The sequence below is a fragment of the Streptomyces sp. NPDC087215 genome (assembly GCF_044744885.1).
In the GTDB taxonomy this organism is placed as follows: domain Bacteria; phylum Actinomycetota; class Actinomycetes; order Streptomycetales; family Streptomycetaceae; genus Streptomyces.
Genome location: NZ_JBIUZD010000003.1, coordinates 480,631 through 505,722 on the forward strand (window position 1 = coordinate 480,631; position 25,092 = coordinate 505,722).

Annotated in this window: 24 protein-coding genes; 19 read left to right on the forward strand and 5 right to left on the reverse strand. The window is 72.5% G+C overall.

Features of this window, described 5'->3' with window-relative positions; all coding sequences use genetic code 11:
• Positions 1 to 82 precede the first annotated feature (82 nt).
• The gene (locus tag ACIO92_RS11675) at positions 83 to 613 is read right to left on the reverse strand and encodes a sugar transferase (protein ID WP_402054691.1); all 531 of its coding nucleotides are present in this window, start codon (positions 611 to 613) and stop codon (positions 83 to 85) included.
• Between the two features lie 361 nt (positions 614 to 974).
• On the opposite strand from ACIO92_RS11675, the gene dnaK reads away from it, so the two are divergent.
• From dnaK to ACIO92_RS11695, 4 genes are all read left to right on the forward strand, one after another.
• A complete protein-coding gene (dnaK, locus tag ACIO92_RS11680) occupies positions 975 to 2,813 on the forward strand; it encodes a molecular chaperone DnaK (RefSeq protein ID WP_366441936.1) in 1,839 nt (612 codons plus the stop codon).
• A complete protein-coding gene (gene grpE, locus ACIO92_RS11685; RefSeq protein ID WP_366441937.1) occupies positions 2,813 to 3,457 on the forward strand; it encodes a nucleotide exchange factor GrpE in 645 nt (214 codons plus the stop codon). Before dnaK ends, grpE begins: the two co-directional genes overlap by 1 nt.
• A gap of 90 nt (positions 3,458 to 3,547) precedes the next feature.
• Positions 3,548 to 4,726 (forward strand): molecular chaperone DnaJ, encoded by a 1,179-nt coding sequence (dnaJ, locus tag ACIO92_RS11690; protein ID WP_366441938.1) that lies wholly within the window; start codon positions 3,548 to 3,550, stop codon positions 4,724 to 4,726.
• 4 nt (positions 4,727 to 4,730) lie between these two features.
• Complete coding sequence (locus tag ACIO92_RS11695) at positions 4,731 to 5,174, forward strand: heat shock protein transcriptional repressor HspR (RefSeq protein WP_351785598.1); 444 nt, start codon at positions 4,731 to 4,733, stop codon at positions 5,172 to 5,174.
• A gap of 132 nt (positions 5,175 to 5,306) precedes the next feature.
• Here the strand turns inward: ACIO92_RS11695 and ACIO92_RS11700 are convergent, their stop codons facing one another.
• Together ACIO92_RS11700 and ACIO92_RS11705 are read right to left on the reverse strand one after the other, a co-directional pair.
• Positions 5,307 to 5,774, reverse strand: a complete 468-nt coding sequence (locus tag ACIO92_RS11700; RefSeq protein ID WP_366441939.1) for a hypothetical protein — start codon at positions 5,772 to 5,774, stop codon at positions 5,307 to 5,309.
• 116 nt (positions 5,775 to 5,890) lie between these two features.
• Entirely contained in the window at positions 5,891 to 6,874 is a 984-nt protein-coding gene (locus ACIO92_RS11705; protein ID WP_366441940.1) for a helix-turn-helix transcriptional regulator, read from the reverse strand.
• 128 nt (positions 6,875 to 7,002) lie between these two features.
• Between ACIO92_RS11705 and ACIO92_RS11710 the strand changes: the two genes are divergently transcribed.
• Together ACIO92_RS11710 and ACIO92_RS11715 are read left to right on the forward strand one after the other, a co-directional pair.
• Positions 7,003 to 7,275 carry a hypothetical protein gene (locus tag ACIO92_RS11710; RefSeq protein ID WP_366441941.1) on the forward strand — a complete coding sequence of 91 codons (273 nt, stop codon included), beginning with the start codon at positions 7,003 to 7,005 and terminating at the stop codon, positions 7,273 to 7,275.
• On the forward strand, positions 7,272 to 7,592 hold the full coding sequence (locus ACIO92_RS11715; protein ID WP_366441942.1) for a (2Fe-2S)-binding protein: 321 nt from the start codon (positions 7,272 to 7,274) through the stop codon (positions 7,590 to 7,592). Before ACIO92_RS11710 ends, ACIO92_RS11715 begins: the two co-directional genes overlap by 4 nt.
• Positions 7,593 to 7,910: 318 nt before the next feature.
• On the opposite strand, the gene ACIO92_RS11720 is transcribed toward ACIO92_RS11715, so the two are convergent.
• Entirely contained in the window at positions 7,911 to 8,315 is a 405-nt protein-coding gene (locus ACIO92_RS11720; protein WP_402279985.1) for a pyridoxamine 5'-phosphate oxidase family protein, read from the reverse strand.
• Between the two features lie 122 nt (positions 8,316 to 8,437).
• On the opposite strand from ACIO92_RS11720, the gene clpB reads away from it, so the two are divergent.
• Together clpB and ACIO92_RS11730 are read left to right on the forward strand one after the other, a co-directional pair.
• Positions 8,438 to 11,029: an ATP-dependent chaperone ClpB gene (clpB, locus tag ACIO92_RS11725; RefSeq protein WP_366441944.1), complete on the forward strand. Its 2,592-nt coding sequence runs from the start codon at positions 8,438 to 8,440 to the stop codon at positions 11,027 to 11,029.
• 165 nt (positions 11,030 to 11,194) lie between these two features.
• A complete protein-coding gene (locus ACIO92_RS11730; RefSeq protein ID WP_366441945.1) occupies positions 11,195 to 11,728 on the forward strand; it encodes a YbjN domain-containing protein in 534 nt (177 codons plus the stop codon).
• Between the two features lie 182 nt (positions 11,729 to 11,910).
• Here the strand turns inward: ACIO92_RS11730 and ACIO92_RS11735 are convergent, their stop codons facing one another.
• The gene (locus tag ACIO92_RS11735; RefSeq protein WP_402054681.1) at positions 11,911 to 13,092 is read right to left on the reverse strand and encodes a pyridoxal phosphate-dependent aminotransferase; all 1,182 of its coding nucleotides are present in this window, start codon (positions 13,090 to 13,092) and stop codon (positions 11,911 to 11,913) included.
• A 387-nt stretch (positions 13,093 to 13,479) separates the two neighbouring features.
• Between ACIO92_RS11735 and ACIO92_RS11740 the strand changes: the two genes are divergently transcribed.
• From ACIO92_RS11740 to ACIO92_RS11790, 11 genes are all read left to right on the forward strand, one after another.
• Positions 13,480 to 13,746: a hypothetical protein gene (locus ACIO92_RS11740; protein ID WP_366441947.1), complete on the forward strand. Its 267-nt coding sequence runs from the start codon at positions 13,480 to 13,482 to the stop codon at positions 13,744 to 13,746.
• A 266-nt stretch (positions 13,747 to 14,012) separates the two neighbouring features.
• The gene (locus ACIO92_RS11745) at positions 14,013 to 14,531 is read left to right on the forward strand and encodes a DUF2617 family protein (RefSeq protein WP_366441948.1); all 519 of its coding nucleotides are present in this window, start codon (positions 14,013 to 14,015) and stop codon (positions 14,529 to 14,531) included.
• A 96-nt stretch (positions 14,532 to 14,627) separates the two neighbouring features.
• Entirely contained in the window at positions 14,628 to 16,364 is a 1,737-nt protein-coding gene (locus ACIO92_RS11750) for a spermidine synthase (RefSeq protein ID WP_402280349.1), read from the forward strand.
• Positions 16,365 to 16,454: 90 nt separating this feature from the next.
• On the forward strand, positions 16,455 to 17,594 hold the full coding sequence (locus tag ACIO92_RS11755; RefSeq protein ID WP_402279982.1) for an SRPBCC family protein: 1,140 nt from the start codon (positions 16,455 to 16,457) through the stop codon (positions 17,592 to 17,594).
• Between the two features lie 74 nt (positions 17,595 to 17,668).
• Entirely contained in the window at positions 17,669 to 18,454 is a 786-nt protein-coding gene (locus tag ACIO92_RS11760) for an aldose 1-epimerase (RefSeq protein WP_366442129.1), read from the forward strand.
• Positions 18,455 to 18,477: 23 nt separating this feature from the next.
• Positions 18,478 to 19,017: an orotate phosphoribosyltransferase gene (gene pyrE / locus ACIO92_RS11765; protein ID WP_366441951.1), complete on the forward strand. Its 540-nt coding sequence runs from the start codon at positions 18,478 to 18,480 to the stop codon at positions 19,015 to 19,017.
• A gap of 223 nt (positions 19,018 to 19,240) precedes the next feature.
• Positions 19,241 to 20,263 (forward strand): class II fructose-bisphosphate aldolase, encoded by a 1,023-nt coding sequence (gene fbaA / locus ACIO92_RS11770; protein ID WP_366441952.1) that lies wholly within the window; start codon positions 19,241 to 19,243, stop codon positions 20,261 to 20,263.
• Between the two features lie 78 nt (positions 20,264 to 20,341).
• Positions 20,342 to 21,502, forward strand: coding sequence for a MalY/PatB family protein (locus tag ACIO92_RS11775; RefSeq protein ID WP_366441953.1), 1,161 nt, complete (start codon positions 20,342 to 20,344; stop codon positions 21,500 to 21,502).
• A gap of 126 nt (positions 21,503 to 21,628) precedes the next feature.
• Positions 21,629 to 23,083, forward strand: a complete 1,455-nt coding sequence (locus tag ACIO92_RS11780; RefSeq protein ID WP_366441954.1) for an MFS transporter — start codon at positions 21,629 to 21,631, stop codon at positions 23,081 to 23,083.
• A gap of 471 nt (positions 23,084 to 23,554) precedes the next feature.
• The gene (locus ACIO92_RS11785; RefSeq protein WP_366441955.1) at positions 23,555 to 23,968 is read left to right on the forward strand and encodes a DUF3151 domain-containing protein; all 414 of its coding nucleotides are present in this window, start codon (positions 23,555 to 23,557) and stop codon (positions 23,966 to 23,968) included.
• 214 nt (positions 23,969 to 24,182) lie between these two features.
• Positions 24,183 to 25,082 carry a DUF3152 domain-containing protein gene (locus ACIO92_RS11790; protein WP_402279979.1) on the forward strand — a complete coding sequence of 300 codons (900 nt, stop codon included), beginning with the start codon at positions 24,183 to 24,185 and terminating at the stop codon, positions 25,080 to 25,082.
• Positions 25,083 to 25,092 lie beyond the last annotated feature (10 nt).

Sequence of the window (25,092 nt, forward strand, 5' to 3'; positions counted from 1 at the left end):
AAGCAGTAACTTATGGAGTCCGTGCAGAGATTACCCGCTCGGGGCTCCGTGCTGTAGCGGCGTTCGCGGTGATCTGTGTCGCTCAGGCAAACCTTGCCGCGCGCCGCCTGCGGACAGCTGGAAGCGTACGCGCCAGGATGGTCAGGTCCGTTCCCAGCCAGTGGTGGTCCACGTAGTGCAGGTCGAGCAGCTCGCGCTCCTCCCACGGCAGCTCCGAGCGCCCGCTGATCTGCCAGGGGCCGGTGAGCCCGGGGCGTACGGAGAGCCGTCGGCGGCCCTCGCCCGCGCACTCGCGGTGGGCCGGGGCCAGCGGACACGGCCCGACCAGCGACATCCGGCCGCCGACGACGTGCAGCAGCAGGGGCAGCGCGCCCAGCGGACTCCTGGTGCGGAAGGTCAGCATGGTGAAGGGCCGCCCGTCCAGGCCCGCCACCGTGCGGCGGCGCAGGACGCGCCCCTCGGGGGCCGCGGCCCCGTCGGGCGCGGGCGGAACGCGCCTCCCGGGGGCCGCCCCGCCGAGCGCGAGCGACAGGGCTACGGCCGCGAGGACCGGCGACAGCACGACCAGGAGGGCGAGCCCGCCCAGGACGTCGAACACGCGCTTGGCCGTCATTTCCCGCACCCTTCCGAATGTCCCGCCCCCTTCGGGACGCGTCGCCCACCGCCCCTTCGGGCGGCGGGCGGAATCCCCGGGACGCGAGATCATGGGCTGTTCGTGGGATATTCGTGGTATATGGCAGCTTTGCCCGTCATGGGGCAACCGGACTCTCTCATGCACCACCCCGCCGGGTCCCGGAGCGACGCGCGCCGCTCCGGCGGGTCGGAACGATGGGTTCCGCACCCGCTCGGGGCCGCTCTGAGTGGACGGGCGGACGAAGAGTTGAGTCGCCTCCGCTCAGGTCTGTTGACTCTGATGCGGGTCTCATGCATTCTTGAGTCAGTTCCACTCAAGTCAGTCAGCTGGAGGAATCGAAATGGCACGTGCGGTCGGCATCGACCTGGGCACGACTAACTCCGTCGTCAGCGTTCTCGAAGGCGGCGAGCCCACCGTCATCACCAACGCCGAGGGCGCCAGGACCACGCCGTCCGTCGTCGCCTTCGCGAAGAACGGCGAAGTGCTCGTCGGCGAGGTGGCCAAGCGTCAGGCCGTCACCAACGTCGACAGGACCATCCGGTCGGTCAAGCGCCACATGGGCACCGACTGGAAGATCGAGATCGACGGCAAGAACTTCAACCCGCAGCAGATGAGCGCCTTCATCCTGCAGAAGCTCAAGCGTGACGCCGAGGCGTACCTGGGCGAGAAGGTCGTCGACGCGGTCATCACCGTCCCGGCGTACTTCAACGACTCCGAGCGTCAGGCGACGAAGGAGGCCGGTGAGATCGCGGGCCTCAACGTCCTGCGCATCGTCAACGAGCCGACCGCCGCCGCCCTGGCGTACGGCCTCGACAAGGACGACCAGACGATCCTCGTCTTCGACCTCGGTGGCGGCACCTTCGACGTGTCCCTCCTGGAGATCGGCGACGGCGTCGTCGAGGTGAAGGCCACCAACGGTGACAACCACCTCGGTGGCGACGACTGGGACCAGCGCGTCGTCGACTACCTGGTGACGCAGTTCCAGAACGGCCACGGCGTGGACCTGGCCAAGGACAAGATGGCTCTCCAGCGTCTCCGCGAGGCCGCGGAGAAGGCGAAGATCGAGCTGTCGTCCTCGACCGAGACCTCGATCAACCTGCCCTACATCACGGCCTCCGCCGAGGGCCCGCTGCACCTGGACGAGAAGCTCACGCGCGCCCAGTTCCAGCAGCTCACGTCCGACCTGCTCGACCGCTGCAAGGTGCCGTTCCGCAACGTCATCAAGGACGCGGGCATCAACCTCTCCGAGATCGACCACGTCGTCCTCGTCGGCGGTTCGACCCGGATGCCGGCCGTAGCCGAGCTCGTCAGGGAACTGACCGGCGGCCAGGACGCCAACAAGGGCGTCAACCCGGACGAGGTCGTCGCCATCGGCGCCGCGCTCCAGGCCGGTGTCCTCAAGGGTGAGGTCAAGGACGTCCTGCTCCTCGACGTGACCCCGCTGTCCCTCGGCATCGAGACCAAGGGCGGCATCATGACCAAGCTCATCGAGCGCAACACCACGATCCCGACCAAGCGGTCCGAGATCTTCACGACGGCCGAGGACAACCAGCCGTCCGTGCAGATCCAGGTCTACCAGGGCGAGCGCGAGATCGCGGCGTACAACAAGAAGCTCGGCATGTTCGAGCTGACCGGCCTCCCGCCGGCCCCGCGCGGCGTCCCGCAGATCGAGGTCGCCTTCGACATCGACGCCAACGGCATCATGCACGTGACCGCGAAGGACCTGGGCACGGGCAAGGAGCAGAAGATGACCGTCACCGGCGGCTCCTCGCTGCCGAAGGACGAGGTCGACCGGATGCGCCAGGAGGCCGAGCAGTACGCGGACGAGGACCACCGCCGCCGCGAGGCCGCCGAGTCCCGCAACCAGGGCGAGCAGCTCGTCTACCAGACGGAGAAGTTCCTCAAGGACAACGAGGACAAGGTCCCCGGCGACGTCAAGACCGAGGTCGAGGCGTCCCTCGCCGAGCTGAAGGAGAAGCTCAAGGGCGAGGACAGCGCGGAGATCCGCACCGCCACCGAGAAGGTCGCGGCCGTCTCCCAGAAGCTCGGCCAGGCGCTGTACGCCGACGCCCAGGCCGCGCAGGCCGCGGGCGGCGACGCCGGGCAGGCCAAGGCCGACGACGACGTCGTCGACGCCGAGATCGTGGACGAGGACAAGCCGAAGGGCGGCGCTGCCTGATGTCGGAGGAGACCCCGGGCTTCGAGGAGAAGCCCGACGTCCCCGCCGACGGCACGCCCGAGGAGACCGAGGCCGCCGCTCCCGCCGACAAGGCGGACGGGGCGGCCCCGGTCGGGGACGCTACGGACGTAGCACTGCTGGCGCAGCTGGACCAGGCCCGGACCGCGCTCGACGAGCGCACCGCGGACCTCCAGCGGCTCCAGGCCGAGTACCAGAACTACCGCCGCCGCGTGGAGCGGGACCGGATCACGGTCAAGGAGATCGCCGTCGCGAACCTCCTGTCCGAGCTCCTTCCCGTGCTCGACGACGTCGGCCGGGCCCGGGAGCACGGTGAGCTCGTGGGCGGGTTCAAGTCGGTGGCCGAATCGATGGAGACCGTCGTCGCCAAGATGGGTCTGCAGCAGTTCGGCAAGGAGGGCGAGCCCTTCGACCCGACGATCCACGAGGCCCTGATGCACTCGTACGCGCCGGACGTCACGGAGACGACGTGCGTGGCGATCCTGCAGCCGGGGTACCGGATCGGCGAGCGGACCATCCGGCCCGCCCGTGTGGCCGTCGCCGAGCCCCAGCCGGGCGCGGCCCCGGCCAAGGACGACGCGAAGCCGTCCGCCGACGAGGAGAGCGGTGCCCCCGACGAGGGGTGACGCACCGCTCCTCACAGAGGTGGTCACCGGGACCCCGGTGACCACCGGAGCAGGGACGAACACCGGAGCAGTCCGGAAGGAGGGACGTCGATGAGCACGAAGGACTTCGTCGAGAAGGACTACTACAAGGTCCTCGGCGTCCCCAAGGACGCCACCGAGGCCGAGATCAAGAAGGCGTACCGGAAGCTCGCCCGCGAGAACCACCCGGACGCCAACAAGGGCGACACCAAGGCCGAGGGGCGCTTCAAGGAGATCTCCGAGGCGAACGACGTCATCGGCGACCCCAAGAAGCGCAAGGAGTACGACGAGGCCCGCGCCCTCTTCGGGAACGGCGGCCTGCGGACCGGCGGTCCCGGGGGCGGCGGCTCGTTCAACTTCGACCTGGGCGACCTCTTCGGGGGCACCCAGGGCGGGGCCGGCGGCTTCGGCGGCGGCGGTGGCGGGATCGGGGACGTCTTCGGCGGGCTGTTCAACCGGGGCGGCGGCGCGGGTCCCCGCACCCAGCCCCGGCGGGGCCAGGACATCGAGTCCGAGGTGACGCTCAGCTTCACCGAGGCCATCGAGGGCGCCACCGTGCCGCTGCGGATGTCCAGCCAGCAGCCGTGCACCGCGTGCTCCGGCACCGGCGACAAGAACGGCACCCCCCGGGTCTGCCCGACCTGCGTCGGCACCGGGCAGGTCTCGCGCGGCAGCGGCGGCGGTTTCTCGCTGACCGACCCGTGCGTGGACTGCAAGGGCCGCGGCCTGATCGCGGAGAACCCGTGCGATGTCTGCAAGGGCAGCGGGCGCGCCAAGTCCTCGCGGACCATGCAGGTCCGCATCCCGGCGGGCGTGAGCGACAACCAGAAGATCCGGTTGCGCGGCAAGGGAGCGCCGGGCGAGCGCGGCGGGCAGAACGGTGACCTGTACGTCGTCGTGCACGTCGACGCCCACCCGGTCTTCGGCCGCAAGGACGACAACCTCACCGTGACCGTGCCGGTCTCCTTCACGGAGGCGGCGCTCGGCGGCGAGGTCAAGGTGCCGACGCTCGGCGGTCCCCCGGTCACCCTCAAGCTGCCCGCGGGCACCCCGAACGGCCGGACCATGCGCGCCCGTGGCAAGGGCGCGGTCCGCAAGGACGGCACCCGGGGCGACCTCCTCGTGACGGTCGAGGTCGCGGTGCCGAAGGAACTGGACGACAAGGCACGTGAGGCCCTGGAGACCTACCGCGAGGCGACCGCCGCGGAGGACCCCCGGGCGGAGCTGTTCCAGGCCGCGAAGGGAGCGTGACCCGGTGGACGGACGCCGACGCAATCCGTACGAACTGACCGACGAGTCGCCGGTGTACGTCATCTCGGTGGCGGCCCAGCTCTCGGGTCTGCATCCGCAGACCCTGCGGCAGTACGACCGGCTCGGTCTGGTGTCCCCGGACCGTACGGCCGGCCGGGGCAGGCGCTACTCGGCCCGTGACATCGAGCTGCTCCGTCAGGTGCAGCAGCTGTCGCAGGACGAGGGCATCAACCTGGCCGGGATCAAGCGGATCATCGAACTGGAGCACCAGGTCGCCGCGTTGCAGAGCCGGATCGCGGAGCTGTCGGCGGCCGTCGACGGGGCCGCGGCGGCGATGCGGCAGCGGGAGGCCCAGGTGCACGCCTCGTACCGGCGCGACCTGGTGCCCTACCAGGACGTGCAGCAGACGAGCGCGCTGGTGGTCTGGCGTCCCAAGCGGGGCGAGTGACGAAACGGGTCGTGTGAGGCCCCTTCCCCTCCGGGGGAAGGGGCCTCACGCCGTTTCCGGGGCCGTTCGGGCGGCTGCGGGGACGGGCCCCGCCCCTGAGGGGGAACCCCCTGTCCCTGAGGGCGCCCCTGACTAAAAGATGAGTTCGACCGCGATGCCGCCGACCGTCTCCCACCACGGGGCCGCCCCGGTCCCGAACGCGACGGCCAGCGCGGTGCCGAGGGCGCGGTCGCGGGGCGTGGGGGCGCTCTCCCAGCGCTCGATGATCAGGCCGCCGCCCGAACGGATCAGGGTGCCCAGGCGCCGTCCGTCCCGGAGCAGCCGGCTGGTGTCGGACCCGCAGGGCACCAGCCGGTAGTGGACGCCGTCGGTGCGCACGTCCACCCGGTAGGAGTACCGCAGGAGCCGCCCGCGCGCGGGCCTCAGGCGGGCCGGTTCCCCGTCGACCGTGAGCGCGAGCAGCGCGGCCCTGCGGGTGCCGATGGGGGTGTGGGCGTCGGGGCGGGTCCCGGGGGCCCGTACGAGCTCCACGGTGGGGAGCTCGTACCCGGAGACCCTCAGGGTTCCGGCGGGTCCGTCGAGGTCGATCTGTGCGTACACGGTGTGCGGTGTTCCCGTTCGGGGCTGGGCGGGGGCGGGGGCCGGGCGGGGGCCGGAGCGGCGGGGTGCGCGGCCCGGAGGCCGGTCCGGTCCGGGCCGGTCCGGCCTCCGGGCCGTCAGGTGTCCTGGTCGAGGATGCCCGACTGGGCGATGAGGTAGCCGAGTTGGGCCCGGCTGCCGCTGCCGAGGGTGGCGGCGAGTTTGGCGATGTGGGCGCGGCAGGTGCGCACGTTCATGCCGAGGCGGCGGGCGATGGCCTCGTCGACGTGGCCCTCGACGAGGAGTTTGGCGATGGAGCGCTGGACCCCGCCGATGCCGTCCACGGAGGGGCTGTAGGGGATCACTTCCTCCCAGGGGACGCCGTGCAGCCAGAACTGGTCGAAGACGCCGACGAGGTACTGGACGAGTCCCTCGTGGCGCAGTTCGAGGGCGACCTGGCGGTCGCTGCGCGCGGGCACGAAGGCGACCTTGCGGTCGACGATGATCAGCCGGTCGACGATCTCTTCCAGGGTGCGCAGTTCGAGCCCGTAGGGGGCGACCCGCTCGACGTAGGCGAGGGTGGCGGGATGGTGACGGGCCGTGTGCTGGTAGAGGGTCCGCATCCGGACACCCCGGTCGAGGAGGGGGGCGAGTCTGCGGAGGGCGGCTTCGAGGGTCTCGGGGCGGCGGCCGCTGCCGGGCTGGATGGTGAGGAGTTCGGTGGTGCACTCGTCCATGACGCGGTCCAGCGTGGCGTTGATGACGCTGAGGCCTTCGAGGACGGTGATGGCCTGGGTGCCGGAGGGGTCCTGGGTGTGGATGGCCATGAACGGCTCGAAAGCGTCGGCCAGGGCGATCGCGTGCTGCCGCCGGACCTGTATCTCCCGTTCGATGGGGTGGACCAGTTGGTTGAGGGCGATCGAGGGCGGCACCGGGTGCAGCCATTCGCCGTCGTCGGGGTCCGGGTGCAGGAGGGACAGTTCCTTCAGGCAGGGGGCCGCCTCGGCGTCGGCACGGGCTATCCGGCCGGTGCGCAGGGCGCTCGCGTAGAGCTCCTTGCCCAGGTCGCATAGTTCACCGTGACTGTGCTTATGGCCGGACTCATTGCCTTCTCGCCTCATTTGCACCCCCCTCAGGGTCATGAATTACAGGAACATGATGCCCGGGTTGGCTGGTGAAAAGGGTCGTGAGTGAGCCATCGTCTTACTCGCGGGGGGGAGGTAGTGATCAAAAGAGGTGGAGATCGGCCATGACCAGGATGGTTCGTGCACTTAGCGCCATAGCCGTTGCGGCGGCTGCTCTCGGCGCACTCGCCGTCGGCGAGCCCTCGTGGGAGAGCACCCCGGCGCATCACGTGGCGGGGCCGGACGAGCCCTCGTGGGAGAGCACCCCGGCACACGAGGTGTGGGCCGGGCCGGACGAGCCTTCGTGGGAGTCCGCCCCCCGGGAGCACGTCGTCGCCGGTCCTCCCGAGCCGTCCTGGGAGTTCGTGTCCAAGGCCGCCAAGGGTGCGGGCGCGTGACTCTCCCGCAGGACGACCCCAGGTTCCGCCGGGAGATGGCCACGGCCTACCGGTCCGGTTGGCACTTCGTCGACCTCGCCACGGCCATCCCCCACCGTGGTGACGCGCTGAAGGTCACCCTGTTCGGAGAACCCGTCGTCGTGGCGCGGGGGCAGGACGAGGACGTCCGCGCCTACCGCTGTCTGCGCCGCCCCCGGGGCGCCCCACAGCCCATCCGCTGTGCCATCCGGTACGGCATGATCTTCGTCAACCTCGACCAGCGGGACCACCAGCTGATCGAACCCGAGACCATCACCGCCACCCCCCGCAGTGCTTGAGCGATTCCCCCGTCGTTGTAGATCGCTCAGGCACTTCCCCCACACAGCGGCGCCATCGCGGACCTGAAACGCGATGGCGCCGCTGTGCTGCGCCCGTACGGTTCCGGGGCCCGGGTACGGAGCTGCCGCCCGTACGGCAGCCGTCCCGGCAGGGCGCCGGCCTCCGTACGGCTGTGACGTCCGTACGGCTGTGACGTCCGTACGGCCCCGCGGGCCGTACGGCGTCGCCCCTTCGCCCCCCTTCGCGTCCGCGGTTCCCGAGCGGCCCTCACGGCTCCGACGCCCGTGCCGCCCCCGAAGGGCCCGTGCCGCCCGGTGTCAGGCGTGGCCCATCGCCCGGGTGAGGGCGATCTCGACGACGACCCGGTCCGGGTCGGGCGCCGGGACGCGCCCGTACCGCTCCGCGTAGCGGGCGACCGCGTCCGCGACCACCGCCGGGTCCGTACGGATGTGCGCGAGGCCCTCCAGGGTGGCCCAGCGCGCCCGGTCCACCTGGCAGACCGCGACCCGTGCCCCGTCCGGGCCCGCCGCCAGGACGTTCACCGCCTTCCGGCTCTTCCCGCCGGTGATGATCCGCGCGTACCCGTTCTCCGGGTCGTACATGGCGCCGACCGCCACGACGTGCGGGGTGCCGTCCGTGCGGGGGGTCGTCAGGGTGCAGAGGTGGTTCTCGCGCCAGAAGCTGAGGTACGAGTCTGAGGGGTTCCTCGGATCTGTGGACATGTCCGGAAAATACCGGGTGCGGAGCCCTCCCGTTTACCTTGAGCGGAGTTCGCTCAACTTTGTGTACTCTGGAAGAGTCATAAAGGGAGAGGACCACCGCACACCCAGGAGGAGCACCGCACGTGGACGCCGAACTGACCAACCGGAGCCGGGACGCGATCAACGCGGCCAGCAGCCGCGCCGTGTCCGAGGGGCACGCCGACCTGACCCCCGCCCACCTGCTGCTCGCGCTGCTGACGGGTCAGGACAACGAGAACGTCACCGACCTGCTCGCGGCGGTCGACGCCGACCAGGCGGCCGTCCGCTCCGGCGCCGAGCGGCTCATCGCCGCCCTGCCGAGCGTCACCGGCTCCACGGTGGCGCCCCCGCAGCCCAGCCGCGACTTCCTCGCGGTCCTCGCCGACGCCGACCGGCGGGCGAAGGAACTCGGCGACGACTACCTGTCCACCGAGCACCTCCTCGTCGGGGTCGCCGCCAAGGGCGGCCGTGCCGGTGAGATCCTCGACGGCCAGGGCGCGAGCGCATCGAAGCTGCTCGACGCGTTCGAGAAGAGCAGGGGAGGACGCCGGGTGACCACACCCGACCCGGAGGGGCAGTACAAGGCGCTGGAGAAGTTCGGCACGGACTTCACGGCCGCCGCGCGCGAGGGCAAGCTCGACCCGGTCATCGGCCGCGACCACGAGATCCGGCGCGTCGTCCAGGTGCTGTCCCGCCGCACCAAGAACAATCCGGTCCTGATCGGTGAGCCCGGCGTCGGCAAGACCGCCGTCGTCGAGGGCCTCGCCCAGCGGATCGTGAAGGGCGACGTGCCCGAGTCGCTGAGGAACAAGCGGCTGGTCTCGCTCGACCTCGGCGCGATGGTCGCCGGAGCGAAGTACCGGGGCGAGTTCGAGGAACGCCTCAAGACCGTCCTCTCCGAGATCAAGGCCAGCGACGGCCAGATCATCACCTTCATCGACGAACTGCACACGGTCGTCGGCGCGGGCGCGGGCGGCGACTCCGCCATGGACGCGGGCAACATGCTCAAGCCCATGCTGGCCCGGGGCGAGCTGCGCATGGTCGGCGCGACCACCCTCGACGAGTACCGCGAGCGGATCGAGAAGGACCCCGCCCTGGAGCGCCGCTTCCAGCAGGTCCTCGTCGCCGAGCCGACCGTCGAGGACACCGTCGCCATCCTGCGCGGACTCAAGGGCCGGTACGAGGCCCACCACAAGGTGCAGATCAACGACTCCGCCCTGGTGGCCGCCGCGACCCTGTCCGACCGGTACATCACCTCCCGCTTCCTCCCCGACAAGGCCATCGACCTCGTCGACGAGGCCGCCTCCCGGCTCCGTATGGAGATCGACTCGTCCCCGGTCGAGATCGACGAGCTCCAGCGTTCCGTGGACCGCCTCCGCATGGAGGAACTGGCCCTCAAGAACGAGACCGACGCGGCGAGCAAGCAGCGCCTGGACAAGCTCCGGCGCGACCTCGCCGACCGCGAGGAGGAACTGCGCGGCCTCACCGCCCGCTGGGAGAAGGAGAAGCAGTCCCTCAACCGGGTCGGCGAGCTGAAGGAACGCCTCGACGAGCTCCGGGGCCGCGCCGAACGCGCCCAGCGCGACGGCGACTTCGACACCGCCTCCCAGCTCCTCTACGGCGAGATCCCGACCCTGGAGCGGGAGCTGGAGGAGGCCACCGAGGCCGAGGCACGTCAGGAATCGGCCAAGGACACCATGGTCAAGGAGGAGGTCGGCCCCGACGACATCGCGGACGTCGTCGGCGCCTGGACCGGCATCCCCGCCGGGCGCCTCCTGGAGGGCGAGACGCAGAAGCTGCTCCGGATGGAGGATGAGCTGGGCAGGCGGCTGATCGGCCAGTCCGAGGCCGTCCGGGCCGTCTCCGACGCCGTGCGCAGGACCCGCGCGGGCATCGCCGACCCCGACCGGCCGACCGGCTCGTTCCTCTTCCTCGGCCCCACCGGCGTCGGCAAGACCGAGCTGGCGAAGGCGCTCGCCGACTTCCTCTTCGACGACGAGCGGGCCATGGTCCGCGTCGACATGTCGGAGTACGGCGAGAAGCACAGCGTCGCCCGGCTGGTCGGCGCGCCCCCCGGCTACGTCGGCTACGAGGAGGGCGGCCAGCTCACGGAGGCGGTCCGCCGCCGCCCGTACAGCGTCGTCCTGCTCGACGAGGTGGAGAAGGCGCACCCGGAGGTCTTCGACGTCCTGCTCCAGGTCCTCGACGACGGCCGCCTCACCGACGGCCAGGGCCGTACGGTCGACTTCCGCAACACGATCCTGATCCTCACCTCGAACCTGGGCAGCCAGTTCCTGGTGGACCGGGCCACCCCGGAGGACGTCAAGAAGCAGCAGGTCCTGGACGTCGTCCGGGCGAGCTTCAAGCCCGAGTTCCTCAACCGGCTCGACGACCTGGTGGTCTTCTCCGCGCTCGACCGGGCCGAGCTGGGCCGGATCGCCCGGCTCCAGATCGACCGGCTCGCCAAGCGGCTCGCCGACCGGCACCTCACCCTGGAGGTCACCCCGGAGGCCCTGGAGTGGCTCGCCGACGAGGGCAACGACCCGGCGTACGGAGCCCGGCCGCTGCGCCGCCTCATCCAGACGGCGATCGGCGACCGGCTCGCCCGGGAGATCCTCGCGGGCGAGGTGCGGGACGGCGACACGGTCCGGGTGGACCGCTCAGGGGACGACCTGGTCGTGGGTCCGGCGCGGTAGCGGGACCGGCCCGGTGACGGGGGCGCGAACCGGTCGCGCGGACGCGGGCGACCGGTTCCACGTCGGCTTCTTGTCAGCCCGCAGCGGATCGCGGGGGGTGGGGCTTGCCACGGACCGCCCGGCATGGGGGAGGATGGCGAGCATCCGTACGAAGGGAAATACACGGTGAGCATCGACCCGTCCTCGATTCCGAATTTCGGGGGCCAGCCCCAGCCTCAGGCCGCAGGACCGGCGGGCCCCGTCGTCCCCGACCAGGACCTCGTCAAGCAGCTCCTCGAGCAGATGGAGCTGAAGTACGTCATCGACGACGAGGGTGACCTCGCGGCGCCGTGGGAGGAATTCCGCACGTACTTCATGTTCCGCGGTGAGGACGAGCAGCAGGTCTTCTCGGTGCGGACGTTCTACGACCGTCCCCACTCGGCCGACGACCGCGCCAGGATCCTCGACGCGATCGACGACTGGAACCGCCGCACCCTGTGGCCGAAGGTCTACACCCACCTGCACGAGGAGGAGGACGGCTCCGCCACCCTCCGCCTGATCGGTGAGGCGCAGATGCTGATCGGCACCGGCGTCGCCCTGGAGCACTTCGTGTCCTCCACGGTCAGCTGGGTCCGCGCCTCCATCGAGTTCGACAAGTGGGTCGTCGAGCAGTTCGGTCTGGAGACCCCGGAGGACAAGTCCTCCGACGACGAGGCCTGATCCCCCTCGCCCTCGTGCCCGCCGTCCGTGCGGGCACGAGGACGCCGTCCGCCCCCGGGCGGACGCCGAGCCCGGCCGGAACCGCGCCCACCAGGACGCGACTCCGACCGGGCTTTCGTCTTGCGGGGGCGCGGGGGCGCGGGGGCGCGCCCGTCCGGGCCTGGGCGCCCGGCCCGCGCCGCTCAGCCCGAGAGCCGCTTGAGCCGTGAGACGGCCTCCTCCAGGACCTCGGTCTTCTTGCAGAAGGCGAAGCGGACGAAGGGGGCGCCCGCCTCCCGGTCGTCGTAGAAGACGGCGTTGGGGATGGCGACGACCCCGGCGCGCTCGGGCAGCGCCCGGCAGAAGGCGAAGCCGTCGTCGGTGCCGAGCGGGCGGACGTCGGTGGTGACGAAGTAGGTGCCCGCCGGGCGGTAGACCTCGAAACCGGCCGCTGCCAGGCCCTCGCTCAGCAGGTCCCGCTTGGCGGCGAGGTCCGCGCGGAGCCCGTCGAAGTAGGCGGCCGGCAGCCGCAGGGCCTCGGCGATCGCGTACTGGAAGGGGCCGGAGGAGACGTAGGTCAGGAACTGCTTGGCGGAGCGCACGGCGGTCACGAGCTCCCGGCTGCCGGTGGCCCAGCCGACCTTCCACCCGGTGAACGAGAACGTCTTGCCCGCCGAGCCGATGGTGAGGGTCCGCTCCCGCATCCCCGGCAGGGTGGCGATCGGGACGTGCTCGGCGCCCTCGAAGACCAGGTGCTCGTAGACCTCGTCGGCGACGACGAGCAGGTCCCGCTCCACCGCGAGTTCGGCGACGGCGGTCAGTTCGGCCCGGCTGAGGACGGTGCCGGTCGGATTGTGCGGGGTGTTGAGGAGGATCAGCCGGGTCCGGTCGGTGACGGCGGCCCGCAGTTCGTCGAGGTCGAGGACGTAGGCGCCCTCGTGGGGGCGGAGGGTCACCGGGACCCTGGTCCCGCCCGCCATGGCGATGCAGGCGGCGTACGAGTCGTAGTACGGCTCCAGGGCGATCACCTCGTCGCCCGGCTCGACCAGGGCGAGGAGCGCCGCCGCGATGGCCTCGGTGGCGCCCGCCGTGACGAGCACCTCGGTGTCCGGGTCGTACGCGAGGCCGTACCGGTCCCGCTGGTGGTCGGCGACGGCCGCGCGCAGCTCGGGGACGCCGGGGCCGGGCGGGTACTGGTTGCCCCGGCCGTCCCGCAGCGCGCGGACCGCGGCCTCCCGGATCTCCTCCGGGCCGTCGGTGTCGGGGAAGCCCTGGCCGAGATTGATCGACCCGGTCCTGACGGCGAGCGCGGACATCTCGGCGAAGATCGTCGTCCCGAACTCGGCGAGGCGGCGGTTGAGCAGCGGTCGTGTCATGACGGACATCCTGGGGCCAGGCTCCGGGATCGCTCAAGTGCGCCCGGCCGCGGCCGGGCGGCGGTGGCCGGGCGACGGTGGCCGGGCGGTGGTCCGGTGACGCCCGGACGGCGGCGGGACGGCGGCCCCGGGACGGCCGGACGCCGACGGGCCCGGCGACGGTCGGCCGCGGCTCAGGGGTGGCCCAGGGACGGCCCCGGGACCCCCGGCTCCGGGGGTTCCGGCGGTGGCTCGGGAGTGACGGCTCCGGGGGTCCGGGGCGGCCTCCGGGAGGTCGTCCGGAGCCGCGCTCCGGCTCCTCGCGCGGCCGAAGCTCTGGACTCGCTCAAGTCGGCTTTGACGCCGGGCCGTACGGGGCATCCCCCTCGCACGGAAGAACGAACGGGGGTAGTACCGATGGAAATCTTCATCGTCTTCGTGCTGGGGGCCCTGGTCCTCGTCGGGCTCGTCTCCACCGCCCGCGAGCGGCGGCGGCGCAAGAACGCCCTGCGGCTGTCGAAGCGGCGCGGCGGGCGGTCGGGCCGCTCCCACTGGGCCGACGGCGGCGGCGGGGGCTCGGGGGGCGGCAGCTCCTGCGGCGGTTCGAGTTCGTGCGGCGGGGGCGGGAGCTCGTGCGGCTCCAGCGGTTCCAGCTGCGGCGGGGGAGGCTGCGGCAGCAGCTGAACGGCGGGACGGGGGAGGGCTCCCGGGCCGGTCCACCGGTCCGCCCGGAGTGAACAATTGAACTGTGGGGTCCCCGAAGGGGTTGGAAAACACGGCAAGTTGGGTAAAAACGCTGCGAGTCGCCCGACGTCCGTGGTTCTCTCGCTCCTGACAGAGACAGCCCTCGGACCGTGTGTGGACCCGAGCCGGCGATTCCCCACTCCCGTTGAATCCCTCACCGGGGCGCCCCCGGCCCACCCGTCAAACCGTGTTTGCGGAGCCGACCCATGCTCACCACCCTGAAGACCTCCTACACCGACACCCGCGCGGCCGACCTGGCCTGGGCCCTCGGGCGCGAGCCGCTGCCCGCCCTCGCCACGCTCGACCTCGAACTCACCGGTGCCAAGCTCCAGTTGAGACTGCTCGGCGCCTCCCACCAGGTCCTCCTGGAGGAGGACGGGCGCGACTGCTCGGAGACCGTCGCCTGTATGCCGGGCAGCAGCACCCCGCTGCCGCTCGGCGTCTCCAAGCGCGTCGGCGAATGGGAATACGAATTCGCCGCACGGGTGGAGACCCTCTCGCACGGCTCCTTCGCGGGCCGCGCCCAGGAGTTGCTCGCCCTCGTCGCCGACCATCCCCACGGACTCGCGGGGACCTTCCCCGGCTCCCCGCACGCCTTCACGGCGATGCTGGCGCAGCGTCACGAGGGACAGGTCCGCTGGCGGACCTGGCACGCCTACCCGCAGGAAGGGCAGTTGGTGGTGACCAGGACCCGGATCGGCGCACGTATGCCCGCCATGCTCTGATACGCCCTCCGGGAGCCCCAGGTGCACTCGTGTGGGTGACAAGGGGCGCCCGGGTCGTGACGTAGCGTTACGGTCATGATCGAGCCGACCGTGACCATGCCACCCGAGGAGGTGCGGCGGGCGCCCGCGCGGCGGCCGGAGCCGCCGCGCGGAGCGGTGCGGTTCCCGGTCCTCGCGGTCGTCTTCGTCTGCGCCGCCTGCGGTCTGGTCTACGAGCTGGAACTGGTCGCGCTCGCCTCCTACTTGATCGGCGACTCGGTCACCCAGGCGTCCGTGGTGCTCTCCGTGATGGTCTTCGCCATGGGCGTGGGCTCACTGCTCGCCAAGCGGCTGCGCTGCTGCGCCGCCGTCGGCTTCGGCCTGGTCGAGGCCGCGCTCGCGCTCGTCGGCGGCAGTTCCGCGATGGTGCTGTACGCGGCCTTCGCCTGGCTCGGCGAATCGCGGTACGTGCTGGTCGCGTTCTCGCTGACCATCGGGGTGCTCATCGGCGCCGAGATCCCGCTGCTGATGTCCCTGATACAGCGGGCCGGACACCCCGAGGAGCGGCCGGGCCGGGCGGGCCGCACCCGGCGGACCGGCCGCGCGGCGCGGGCGGGCCGCACCGGGCGGGCGGGCCGCACCGGCCGCAAGGCCTCCGTGGGCGAGCGGGACGACGCCGCGGGGACGGTCGCCGACCTCTTCGCCGCCGACTACGTCGGCGCGCTGGTCGGCGGCCTCGCCTTCCCCTTCCTGCTGCTGCCCTGGCTCGGGCAGCTCACCGGCGCCCTCGTCACCGGCGCGGTCAACGCGGTCGCGGGCGGCGGTCTCGTCCTCTGGGTCTTCCGCCGGGACCTGACCAACCGCTCCCGGGCCCTCCTCGTCGTCGTGAACGTGTCGGTCCTCGCCGTCCTCGCCACCGCGACCGTCCTCGTCGACGACTTCGAGCAGGCCGCCCGCCGGGCCGTCTACGGCGAGCAGGTGCGGGTCGCCGTCCACACCGACCTCCAGGAGGTGGTGGTGACCGGCGGGGTCGACGGCCCGCCCGACCTCTTCCTCGACGGCCGTCTGCGGGTCGCGGGACAGGACGAGTACCGCTACCACGAGGCCCTCGTCCACCCCGCGATGAACGGCCCGCACACCCGTGTGCTGATCGTCGGCGGCGGCGACGGCATGGCCGCCCGGGAGGTCCTGCGCTACCCCGACGTCCGGGCCGTCACCGTCGTCGAGCTCGACCCGGGGGTCGTCCGGCTGGCCCGGACGGACCCGGCGCTGGCCGCGCTCAACGCGCGGGCGTTCCGCGACCCGCGCGTCCGGGTGGTCTACGCGGACGCCTTCCACTGGCTCCGGTCCTCCGTGGGCCGGGTGCGGGAGCGGTACGACGTGGTGGTCTCCGACCTCCCGGACCCCGGCATCACCCCCAGCACCAAGCTGTACTCGGAGGAGTTCTACGGCCTGGTGTCCCAACTGCTCACCCCGTCCGGGCGCTTCGTCGTGCACGCCGGGTCCGCCACCGACCGGCCCCGCACCTACTGGACCGTCGAGGCCACCCTGCGCGCCGCGGGCTTCGCCACCCGCCCCTACAGCGCCTCCGGCCGCACCCCCGGCTTCGCGGCGGGCCCCGACCGCGCCGAGCGGGTCAGCGGCACCGGCCGGGGGCCCGACGACTGGGGCTTCCTGCTCGCCGTGCCCGCGGCCCCCGGCGCCCCACCGCCCCCGCTCGGGCTCGCCCTCGACGCGCCCCGGCTGCGCTCGCTCGGCCCCGGCGGTCTGGCCGCCGCCGCGCGCCGCGCCGAACGGGCCCGGGGCGCCCCGCTGCCGCCCTCGACCCTGATCCACCCCCGGTACGGCGGCTGAGGCCCGGCGGACCACCCGTACGGGTCCCGGCACCGTCCCGGACGGACGAACAGGCGACGCCGCGCCCCCGCCTGAGTAGGCTCGGCTTCCATGGAGCATGAGGTGTTCGTTCCGGTCCCGGCCGAGGTCCTGCGCGCGACGCTCACCGACCCGGACCGGGTGGTGCGCTGCGTCCCCGGTCTCCAGCGGGACGCCGACGCGGAGGCGGGCCCCCTCACGGGCCGCCTCAAGGTGCGGGTCGGCGGCAACACCATCACCTACCGGGGCGCCCTGCGGATCGTCGAGCGCGACGGCGCCATCACCTACGAGGGCCAGGGCACCGAGGTCCGGGGCAAGGGCTCCGCGGAACTCTCGCTCACCGTCGTCCTCACCCCGGCGGCCGAGGGCACCGGGCTGAGCTTCACCGGGGCGCTGACGGCGACCGGGCGCCTCGCCGACGCGGCGGCGGAGACCCGGTCCACGGCGGGCACCCGGCTGCTCGACCGGTTCGTGGAAGCGGTCACGGACCTGGCGGCGGAGACCGTCGCGGCGGCGGAGGAACCGGGAGCCCGCCCGGAGGCCGGAGACGCGGGCGGTCCCGGCACCGGGGCGGCGGCTGCCGGTCGTCCGTCCGCCGGGGGCGAGGGCGTTCCCCGTGAGGGCACGGCCCACGGCGACGGCGGGCCCGCCGGTGCCGACGAGCGCGCCGACCACGAGGGCCACGGCCACGACGCCACCGGCCGCGAGGGCGTCGACCACGAGGGCGCCGGTCGTGACGCCGCTGGTCGTAAGGGAGCCGAGGCCGACGGCACCGGTCGTGGCGGCACCGGCCAGGACGGCACTGACCACGAGGGCGCCGACCGCGACGCCGCCGACGACGAGGGCTTCGGCCGGGACGGCGGCGAGGCCGACATCGTCGACGACGGCGCCGAGGAGTCCGGGCAGGGCTCCGTCTTCGACGTGTCCGTCCCGCCCTCCTCCCTCGACCCCCTCCTCGGCGAGGACTTCGACGGGGCGCCCCTGGAGTTCCCCGCCCCGCAGCCCGCCGCCGAGGCCGCCCACGCCCGCCGCACGATGATCGGACGGAGCGCCGAGGAGGTCGACCACGCCCCGCCCCGCGGCCGGTACGCCCCCGTGCCCGCGCCGGAGGCGAACAGCGCCGGGGCCACCCTGCGCTGGATCGCACCCGCCGCCGTCCTCGCCCTGGCCTCCGCCGTCGTCGTCGGCCGGGCCCTGCGCCGACGCCGCTGAACGGCGCCTCCGGCGAGTGCCCCCGGCGAGTGGCCCCGTCCGGCGCGCGGCACGATTAGGGTCGTCGCGTGAGTATGCAGACGCGACTGACGGCGGGCGACGCCGAGCTGACCATCAACCCCGGGCACGGCGGCCGGATCGAGAGCCTGCGCATCGGCGGCACCGAAGTGCTGCGCCAGGGCGAGCGGTTCGGCAGCTTCCCGATGGCGCCCTGGTGCGGACGGACCGAGAACGGACGCTTCCGCAACGGGGCGACCGTCCATCAGCTGCCGGTCGACGCGGCCCCGCACGCCATCCACGGCACCGTCCGCCACCTGGCCTGGAAGACCGTACGGAGCTCGGCGGACGAAGCCGTCCTCACCTGTGAACTCGGCGACCCCTGGCCGTACCGGGGCCGGGTCACCCAGATCTTCGAGCTGACCGAGGACTCCCTCACCCTCACCTTCGGGGTCGAGACCTACGACGACTCCTTCCCGGCCCAGGCCGGCTGGCACCCCTGGTTCCTGCGCAACCTCGGGCGGGGCGGCCAGGACGTGCGCCTGGACTTCGCCCCCGCCTGGCAGGAGGAGCGCGGCGAGGACCACCTGCCCACCGGGCGCCGGATCGACCCCCGCCCCGGCCCCTGGGACGACTGCTTCGGGATGCCCGACGGCGTCGACGCCACCCTCACCTGGCCGGACGAACTGGAACTGAGGATCACCAGCCGCGCCCCCTGGGTCGTCGTCTACGACGAGCCCGAGGAGGCCGTCTGCGTCGAGCCGCAGTCCGGCCCCCCGAACGGCCTCAACACCCACCCGCGCCTGGTCACCCCGATCGACCCGCTGGAGGTCGGCAGCACCTGGCGCTGGCGCCGCCCCTGAGCGGCGCACTCTAAGCTCGGGGCATGACTGACGTACGCGCTGAGCTGCTCCAGCAGATCAAGGACAAGGCCGTGGTGCACGGCAAGGTGACCCTCTCCTCGGGTCTGGAAGCCGACTACTACATCGACCTGCGCCGGATCACGCTGGACGGCGAGGCCGCGCCGATGGTGGGTCAGGTCATGCTCGACCTCACCGCCGGTCTGGACTTCGACTGCGTCGGCGGTCTCACCCTGGGCGCCGACCCGGTCGCCACCTCGATGCTGCACGCCTCCGCCGCGCGCGGACAGCGTCTCGACGCCTTCGTCGTCCGCAAGGCGCAGAAGGCCCACGGGATGCAGCGCCGGATCGAGGGGACCGACGTCAAGGGACGCCGCTGCCTGGTGGTCGAGGACACCTCGACCACAGGAGGTTCGCCGCTGACCGCCGTCGAGGCGGTCCGTGAGGCCGGGGGCGAGGTCGTGGCGGTGGCGACGATCGTGGACCGGGGCGCCGCCGGGGCCATCTCGGGTGCGGGCCTCACGTACCTCACGGGTTACCAGCTGGGCGACCTCGGACTGGGCTAACCGCCGCGAACTCGTGACTTAGGTCCCGGGCCCCCGCGCAGAATGGTCCTGACCTGCATTTTTGTCCAAGGGCGGGGTGTTTCACGTGAAACACCCCGCCCTTCGGTGTGCCGTGCCCGTGGGACCTCGTACAAGAGTCTGGAAAGATGGGGGTGACGATGACGTCGCCCCCAGGTCAGGGACAGCAGTAGCACACACCCCGCACATCACAAGGAGCGGACGAATGCCCATCGCAACCCCCGAGGTCTACAACGAGATGCTCGACCGGGCGAAGGCAGGCAAGTTCGCCTACCCGGCCATCAACGTGACCTCGTCCCAGACCCTGCACGCTGCTCTGCGCGGCTTCGCGGAGGCCGAGAGCGACGGCATCATCCAGATCTCGACCGGTGGAGCCGAGTTCCTGGGCGGTCAGTACAGCAAGGACATGGTCACGGGCGCCGTAGCCCTGGCCGAGTTCGCGCACATCGTCGCCGCGAAGTACGACATCACGGTCGCGCTGCACACCGACCACTGCCCGAAGGACAAGCTGGACACGTACGTCCGTCCGCTGATCGAGGTCTCCGCCGCGCGCGTCGCCCGTGGCGAGAACCCCCTGTTCCAGTCCCACATGTGGGACGGCTCCGCCGAGACCCTCGCGGACAACCTGGCCATCGGCCAGGAGCTGCTCGCGAAGGCCGCCGCCGCCCGGATCATCCTTGAGGTCGAGATCACCCCGACCGGCGGCGAGGAGGACGGCGTCAGCCACGAGATCAACGACGAGCTGTACACCACCGTCGACGACGCGCTCCGCACCGCCGAGGCCCTCGGCCTGGGCGAGAAGGGCCGCTACCTGCTGGCCGCTTCCTTCGGCAACGTCCACGGCGTCTACAAGCCGGGCAACGTCGTGCTCCGCCCCGAGCTCCTCAAGGACCTCCAGGCCGGTGTCGGCGAGAAGTACGGCAAGGCGTCCCCGTTCGACTTCGTCTTCCACGGCGGCTCGGGCTCCACGGCCGAGGAGATCGCCACCGCGCTGGAGAACGGCGTCGTGAAGATGAACCTGGACACCGACACCCAGTACGCCTTCACGCGTCCGGTGGTCAACCACATGTTCAAGAACTACGACGGCGTGCTGAAGGTCGACGGCGAGGTCGGCGTCAAGTCGACCTACGACCCGCGCACCTGGGGCAAGCTGGCCGAGGCGGGCATGGCCGCTCGGGTGACCGAGGCGTGCGGCGCGCTGCGCTCGACCGGCACCAAGATGAAGTGATGAAGCAAGAGCCTTGAGCGAAGGGCCCGGTACCTCCCGAGGTGCCGGGCCCTTCGTGCGTCGACAGGGAGGGCCCGTATGTACGACTTCGACCGCATAGTGGACCGGCGCGGCACCTGGTCGGTCCAGTGGGACGGGATCGCGGACCGCTTCGGCGTCCCCGACCTGCTCCCCTTCACCATCTCCGACATGGACTTCGCCTCCCCGCCGGAGGTGCTCGCCGCCCTGCGCGAGCGGGTCGACCACGGGGTCTTCGGCTACACGGACTGGCGGCTCGGGGAGTTCCGGGAGGCGATACGCGACTGGTACGCGGACCGCTTCGACACCGTGATCGACACCGGGTCCCTGGTGTACGCGCCGTCCGTGCTCAACCAGCTCTCCCAGCTGCTCCAGATGTGGACCGGGCCCGGTGAAGGAGTCGTCGTCCACACCCCCACGTACGACGGCTTCCGCAAGGCGGTCACCGGGCTCGGACGCGAACTGCGGGGCGTCCCGCTCGGTGACGAGGAGGCCCTGGAACGCGAACTGGCCCGCCCCGACAGCCGGATGCTGCTGCTCTGCTCCCCGCACAACCCGACCGGACGGGTGTGGACGGAGGAGGAACTGACCGGCTTCGCCCGGCTGGCCGAACGGCACGGCGTCGCCGTCGTCAGCGACGAGATCCACGCGGACCTGACCACCGAGGGCCACCGGCACGTCCCCTGGGCCCGGATCGCCGAGCCCGGCAGGGGCCGCCGCTGGGCGCTGCTCACCTCGGGCACCAAGGCGTTCAACTTCCCCGCGCTCTCCGGCTCGTACGGGATTCTCGGCGACCCCGACGAGCGCACGGAGTTCGTCCGGCGGATGGAGACCGGACAGGGCCTCGCCTCCCCCGCGGTGCTCTCGCTGACCGCGCACATCGCCGCCTACCGGCACGGCGCACCCTGGCTGGACGCCCTGCGCGGCTATGTGGCGGGCACGATGGACGGGCTCCGCAAGAGCCTGGCCGAGGGACTTCCCGGGGTGGTCTGGGAGCCGCCGCAGGCCGGATACCTGGCCTGGATCGACCTGCGGCCGCTCGGTGTCGAGGAGGCCCGGCTCCAGGAGGAGCTGGTGGCCGTGGAGAAGGTCGCGATCATGCCGGGCGGGGTCTACGGCACACCGGGCTTCGTCCGGCTGAACGTGGGCTGCCCCCGCGAGAAGGCCGAGCGGGGCACGGAGGCGCTGATCCGCGCGGCGAACCGGCTGCGGACGGACTGACCGGCCCGGACGCGCCCGGGACGAGTGACGGCGCCGTCCGGGACCGCCCCTTCGTCCTGAAGTGCCGGGCGGTCCGATCGGGTCGTGCCGATGGCAGGCGCGGGTGCTTCGCGGGACCATGCAGCCATGGGTGAGCGGGATGTGCGGATGGCCTCGGCGAAGGGGCGGTGGATCGTCTTCACCACCGTCCTCGGCTCCGGGATGGCTCTGCTCGACTCCACCGTCGTCAACGTGGCCCTGCCGCACATCGGTGACGACCTGGGCGCCGACCTCGCCGTCCTCCAGTGGACGGTCAACGCCTACATGCTCACCCTGGCCGGGCTGATCCTGCTCGGCGGCTCGCTCGGGGACCGCTTCGGACGGCGGCGGGTCTTCGTGATCGGCGTGGTGTGGTTCGCGCTGGCGTCGCTGCTGTGCGGGCTCGCCCCGAACGCCGGGATCCTCATCGGCGCCCGCGCCCTCCAGGGCGTCGGCGGCGCGCTGCTCACCCCCGGCTCGCTCGCGCTGATCCAGGCGAGCTTCCACGAGGACGACCGGGCCAGGGCGGTCGGCCTGTGGTCCGGTTTCGGCGGTGTGGGGGCGGCGATCGGGCCGTTCGTGGGCGGCTGGCTGGTGGACGGGCCGGGTTGGCGCTGGGTGTTCCTGCTGAACGTGCCGCTCGCCGCCGTGTGCGTCCCGGTGGCGCTGCGGCACGTGCCGGAGTCGCGGGACAGGGTCGCGCACGGCCGGTTCGACGTGCTCGGCGCGTTCCTCGGCGCGGTGGCGCTCGCCCTGGTGACGTACGCGCTGATCGGCGCCGCCTGGTGGGCGGGGGTCGCAGGGGTGCTGGCCGGGGCCGGGTTCGTGGCGGTGGAGCGGCGGCGCGGCGAGGCGGCGATGGTGCCGCCGTCGATCTTCGCGTCCCGGACGTTCACCGCGGTGAACCTGGTGACGCTGTGCGTGTACGCGGCGTTCGGCGGGTTCTTCTTCCTGGCCGCGCTCCAGCTCCAGGTGGTCTCGGGCTATTCGGCGCTCGGCGCCGGTACGGCCCTGCTGCCGACGACCGTCCTGATGCTGCTGCTCTCCGCGCGGGCGGGGGAGCTGGGGGAGCGGATCGGCCCCCGCATCCCGCTCACGGTCGGGCCGCTGCTGTGCGCGGCGGGGATGCTGCTGATGCTGCGGGTCGGTGAGCACGCCTCGTACGTACGGGACGTGCTGCCCGCGCTGCTGGTGCTCGGGCTCGGGATGACGGCGCTGGTGGCGCCGCTGACCGCGACCGTCCTGGCCTCGGTGGACGTGGCCAGGGCGGGGCTCGCGAGCGGCATCAACAACGCGGCGGCGCGGGCGGCGGGGCTGCTCGCGGTGGCCGCGCTGCCGCTGCTGGCCGGGATGGGGCCGGAGGCGTACCGCTCGGCGGAGGAGTTCGGGTCGACGTTCCGGCGGGCGATGCCGATGTGCGCGGGGATCCTGGTGGTGGGCGCGGTGCTGGCCTGGACGACGCTGCGGACCCCGCCACGGGCGGACTGCCACCCCGACTGCAAGGTCCACTGCGGGGTGACGTCCCCACCCCTCGACCCGGGCGAACGGGACGCCGCCGCCTGAGACCCGTGGGGCCCTGGTGCCTGTAGTGCCTGTGGGGCGCCCTGGGGCCCCACAGGCTGGGGGCGGAGCCCCCCGGGGATCCGCCGGGACCCTGCGGAGGCCCCCGCGTCCGCCTGTGGCCGTTCCTGGCCACCGGGCTGGGGCCGGAGGCCCTTGCCCCGGCCCCGGCCCCGGTTGAAGCCCTCCGGCAGCCGCCCGAGGGCCCTGAGCGCCCCGCGAGCCCTGGAGCCGGACGGGACATTGCCCGTGGACGCTCCCGCCCCGCCCGGAAGGGCCCGTGTCCGGTGGGAGGGTGGCCGCCCGGGTGGGAAGAACGGCCCTGGAGCGGGCCCTGGAGCGGGCCGGGCGGGGCCCCCGTGGGGGTCCGGATCCGGCCGTCGTGGTCCTGCCCGGCCCTGTGCGGGCTCCTCGGCGGGCCCCGCCAGGGTGGTCCGGGTCCGGGTGGGTGGGCGTCTGGGGCAGACTGGGCCCATGGCCATCCACGAGAACCTTCTGGGGGGACCGGCCCCCACCCACCTGCCCGACGACCCGGGTCCGCGCGAGCTGCTCGCGAACGGTACGGCCCCGGCGGACGTCGCCGCGAAGTACCCGACGTCCTCGCTCGCCTGGGCCCGGCTCGCGGACGACGCGTACGAGCGCGGCTCGGTCGTCGAGTCGTACGCCTACGCCCGTACCGGCTACCACCGCGGCCTCGACGCGCTCCGCCGCAGCGGCTGGAAGGGCCACGGCCCGGTGCCGTGGGAGCACGAGCCGAACCGCGGCTTCCTGCGCGCCCTGCACGCCCTCGCCCGCGCCGCCGGGGACATCGGTGAGAAGGACGAGTACGAGCGCTGCTCGACCTTCCTGCGGGACTCCTCGGAGACCGCCGCGGAGACGCTCGGCTGAGTCCGCGTCCCGCCCGGCACGCTCCGTCCCGCCCGTCCTGACCTGATTTCCCCCTGTCCCGGAGGGCAGGGGGAAATCAGGACACCCTTCCCCGGCCTGTTCGAGGCGCGTTCGATACGGCCGGTACGATCCCCGGGACCGCAGGACCGAAGTAGCCGGTACCGAGACCCTTTTCCTCTCCCCCACTGCCGGCCGAGCAGGGGAGAAGTCTGTCGTGGCCGAGCGCGCGGTATCCGCAGGACGACGGCTGCGAACGGGGAGCCGACGCGGAGGCGGGAACAGGCGCGGTCCCGCGCGTCGGCTCGTCCTGCCGGCCCTGGCCCTGATCACCGTGGCGCTCGGCGCGGGCGCCGCCCTCGTCCACCACGACGGCCCGGCGAAGGACATCGCCGCCCCCGCACCGGGAGCGACGACGGCGACCACGGCGACCCCCGCCCCGGCCCCCACCCCCCGGCCCACCACGGCGAAGCCGAAACCGAAGCCGGAACCCGAGCCGGAACCGACGCCGTCGAAGAAGCGGAAGAGCGACCACGAACGGGTGACCGTCCCGCAGTCCGGCACCGGCAGGTTCCTCACCGCGCGGGCGTCCGGCGCGCCCGTCGGCCACGGCGGGACGCTCCGCCGCTACCGGGTGCAGGTCGAGGAGGGCGTCGAACTGCCGGCGGCGGAGACCGCCGCCGAGATCCAGCGGATCCTGGCCCATCCGCGCGGCTGGGCCGCACACGGCAGGGGCCGGTTCCAGCTGGTCTCGGAGAACGCCGACTTCGTCATCAGGATCGCCACCCCGGACACCGCGGACGCGCTCTGCCTCAAGCAGGGCCTGGACACCCGCGGCGAGCTGAACTGCGAGACCACCGACGGGGTGGTGGTCAACCTGAAGCGCTGGATGCTGGGCTCGCCGACCTTCGCCGGGGAGCCCGCCGAGTACCGGCACCTGATCATCAACCACGAGGTCGGACACGAGACAGGCATCCGGCAGCACCTCGGCTGCCCGGGTCCGGGCAGGCCCGCGCCCGCGATGATGCAGCAGATCAAGGGCCTGAACGGCTGCCGCTCGAACGCATTTCCGTATGCCGAAGACGGGAGCTACATCACGGGGCCGATCGTGCCATGATGCGCTTGGG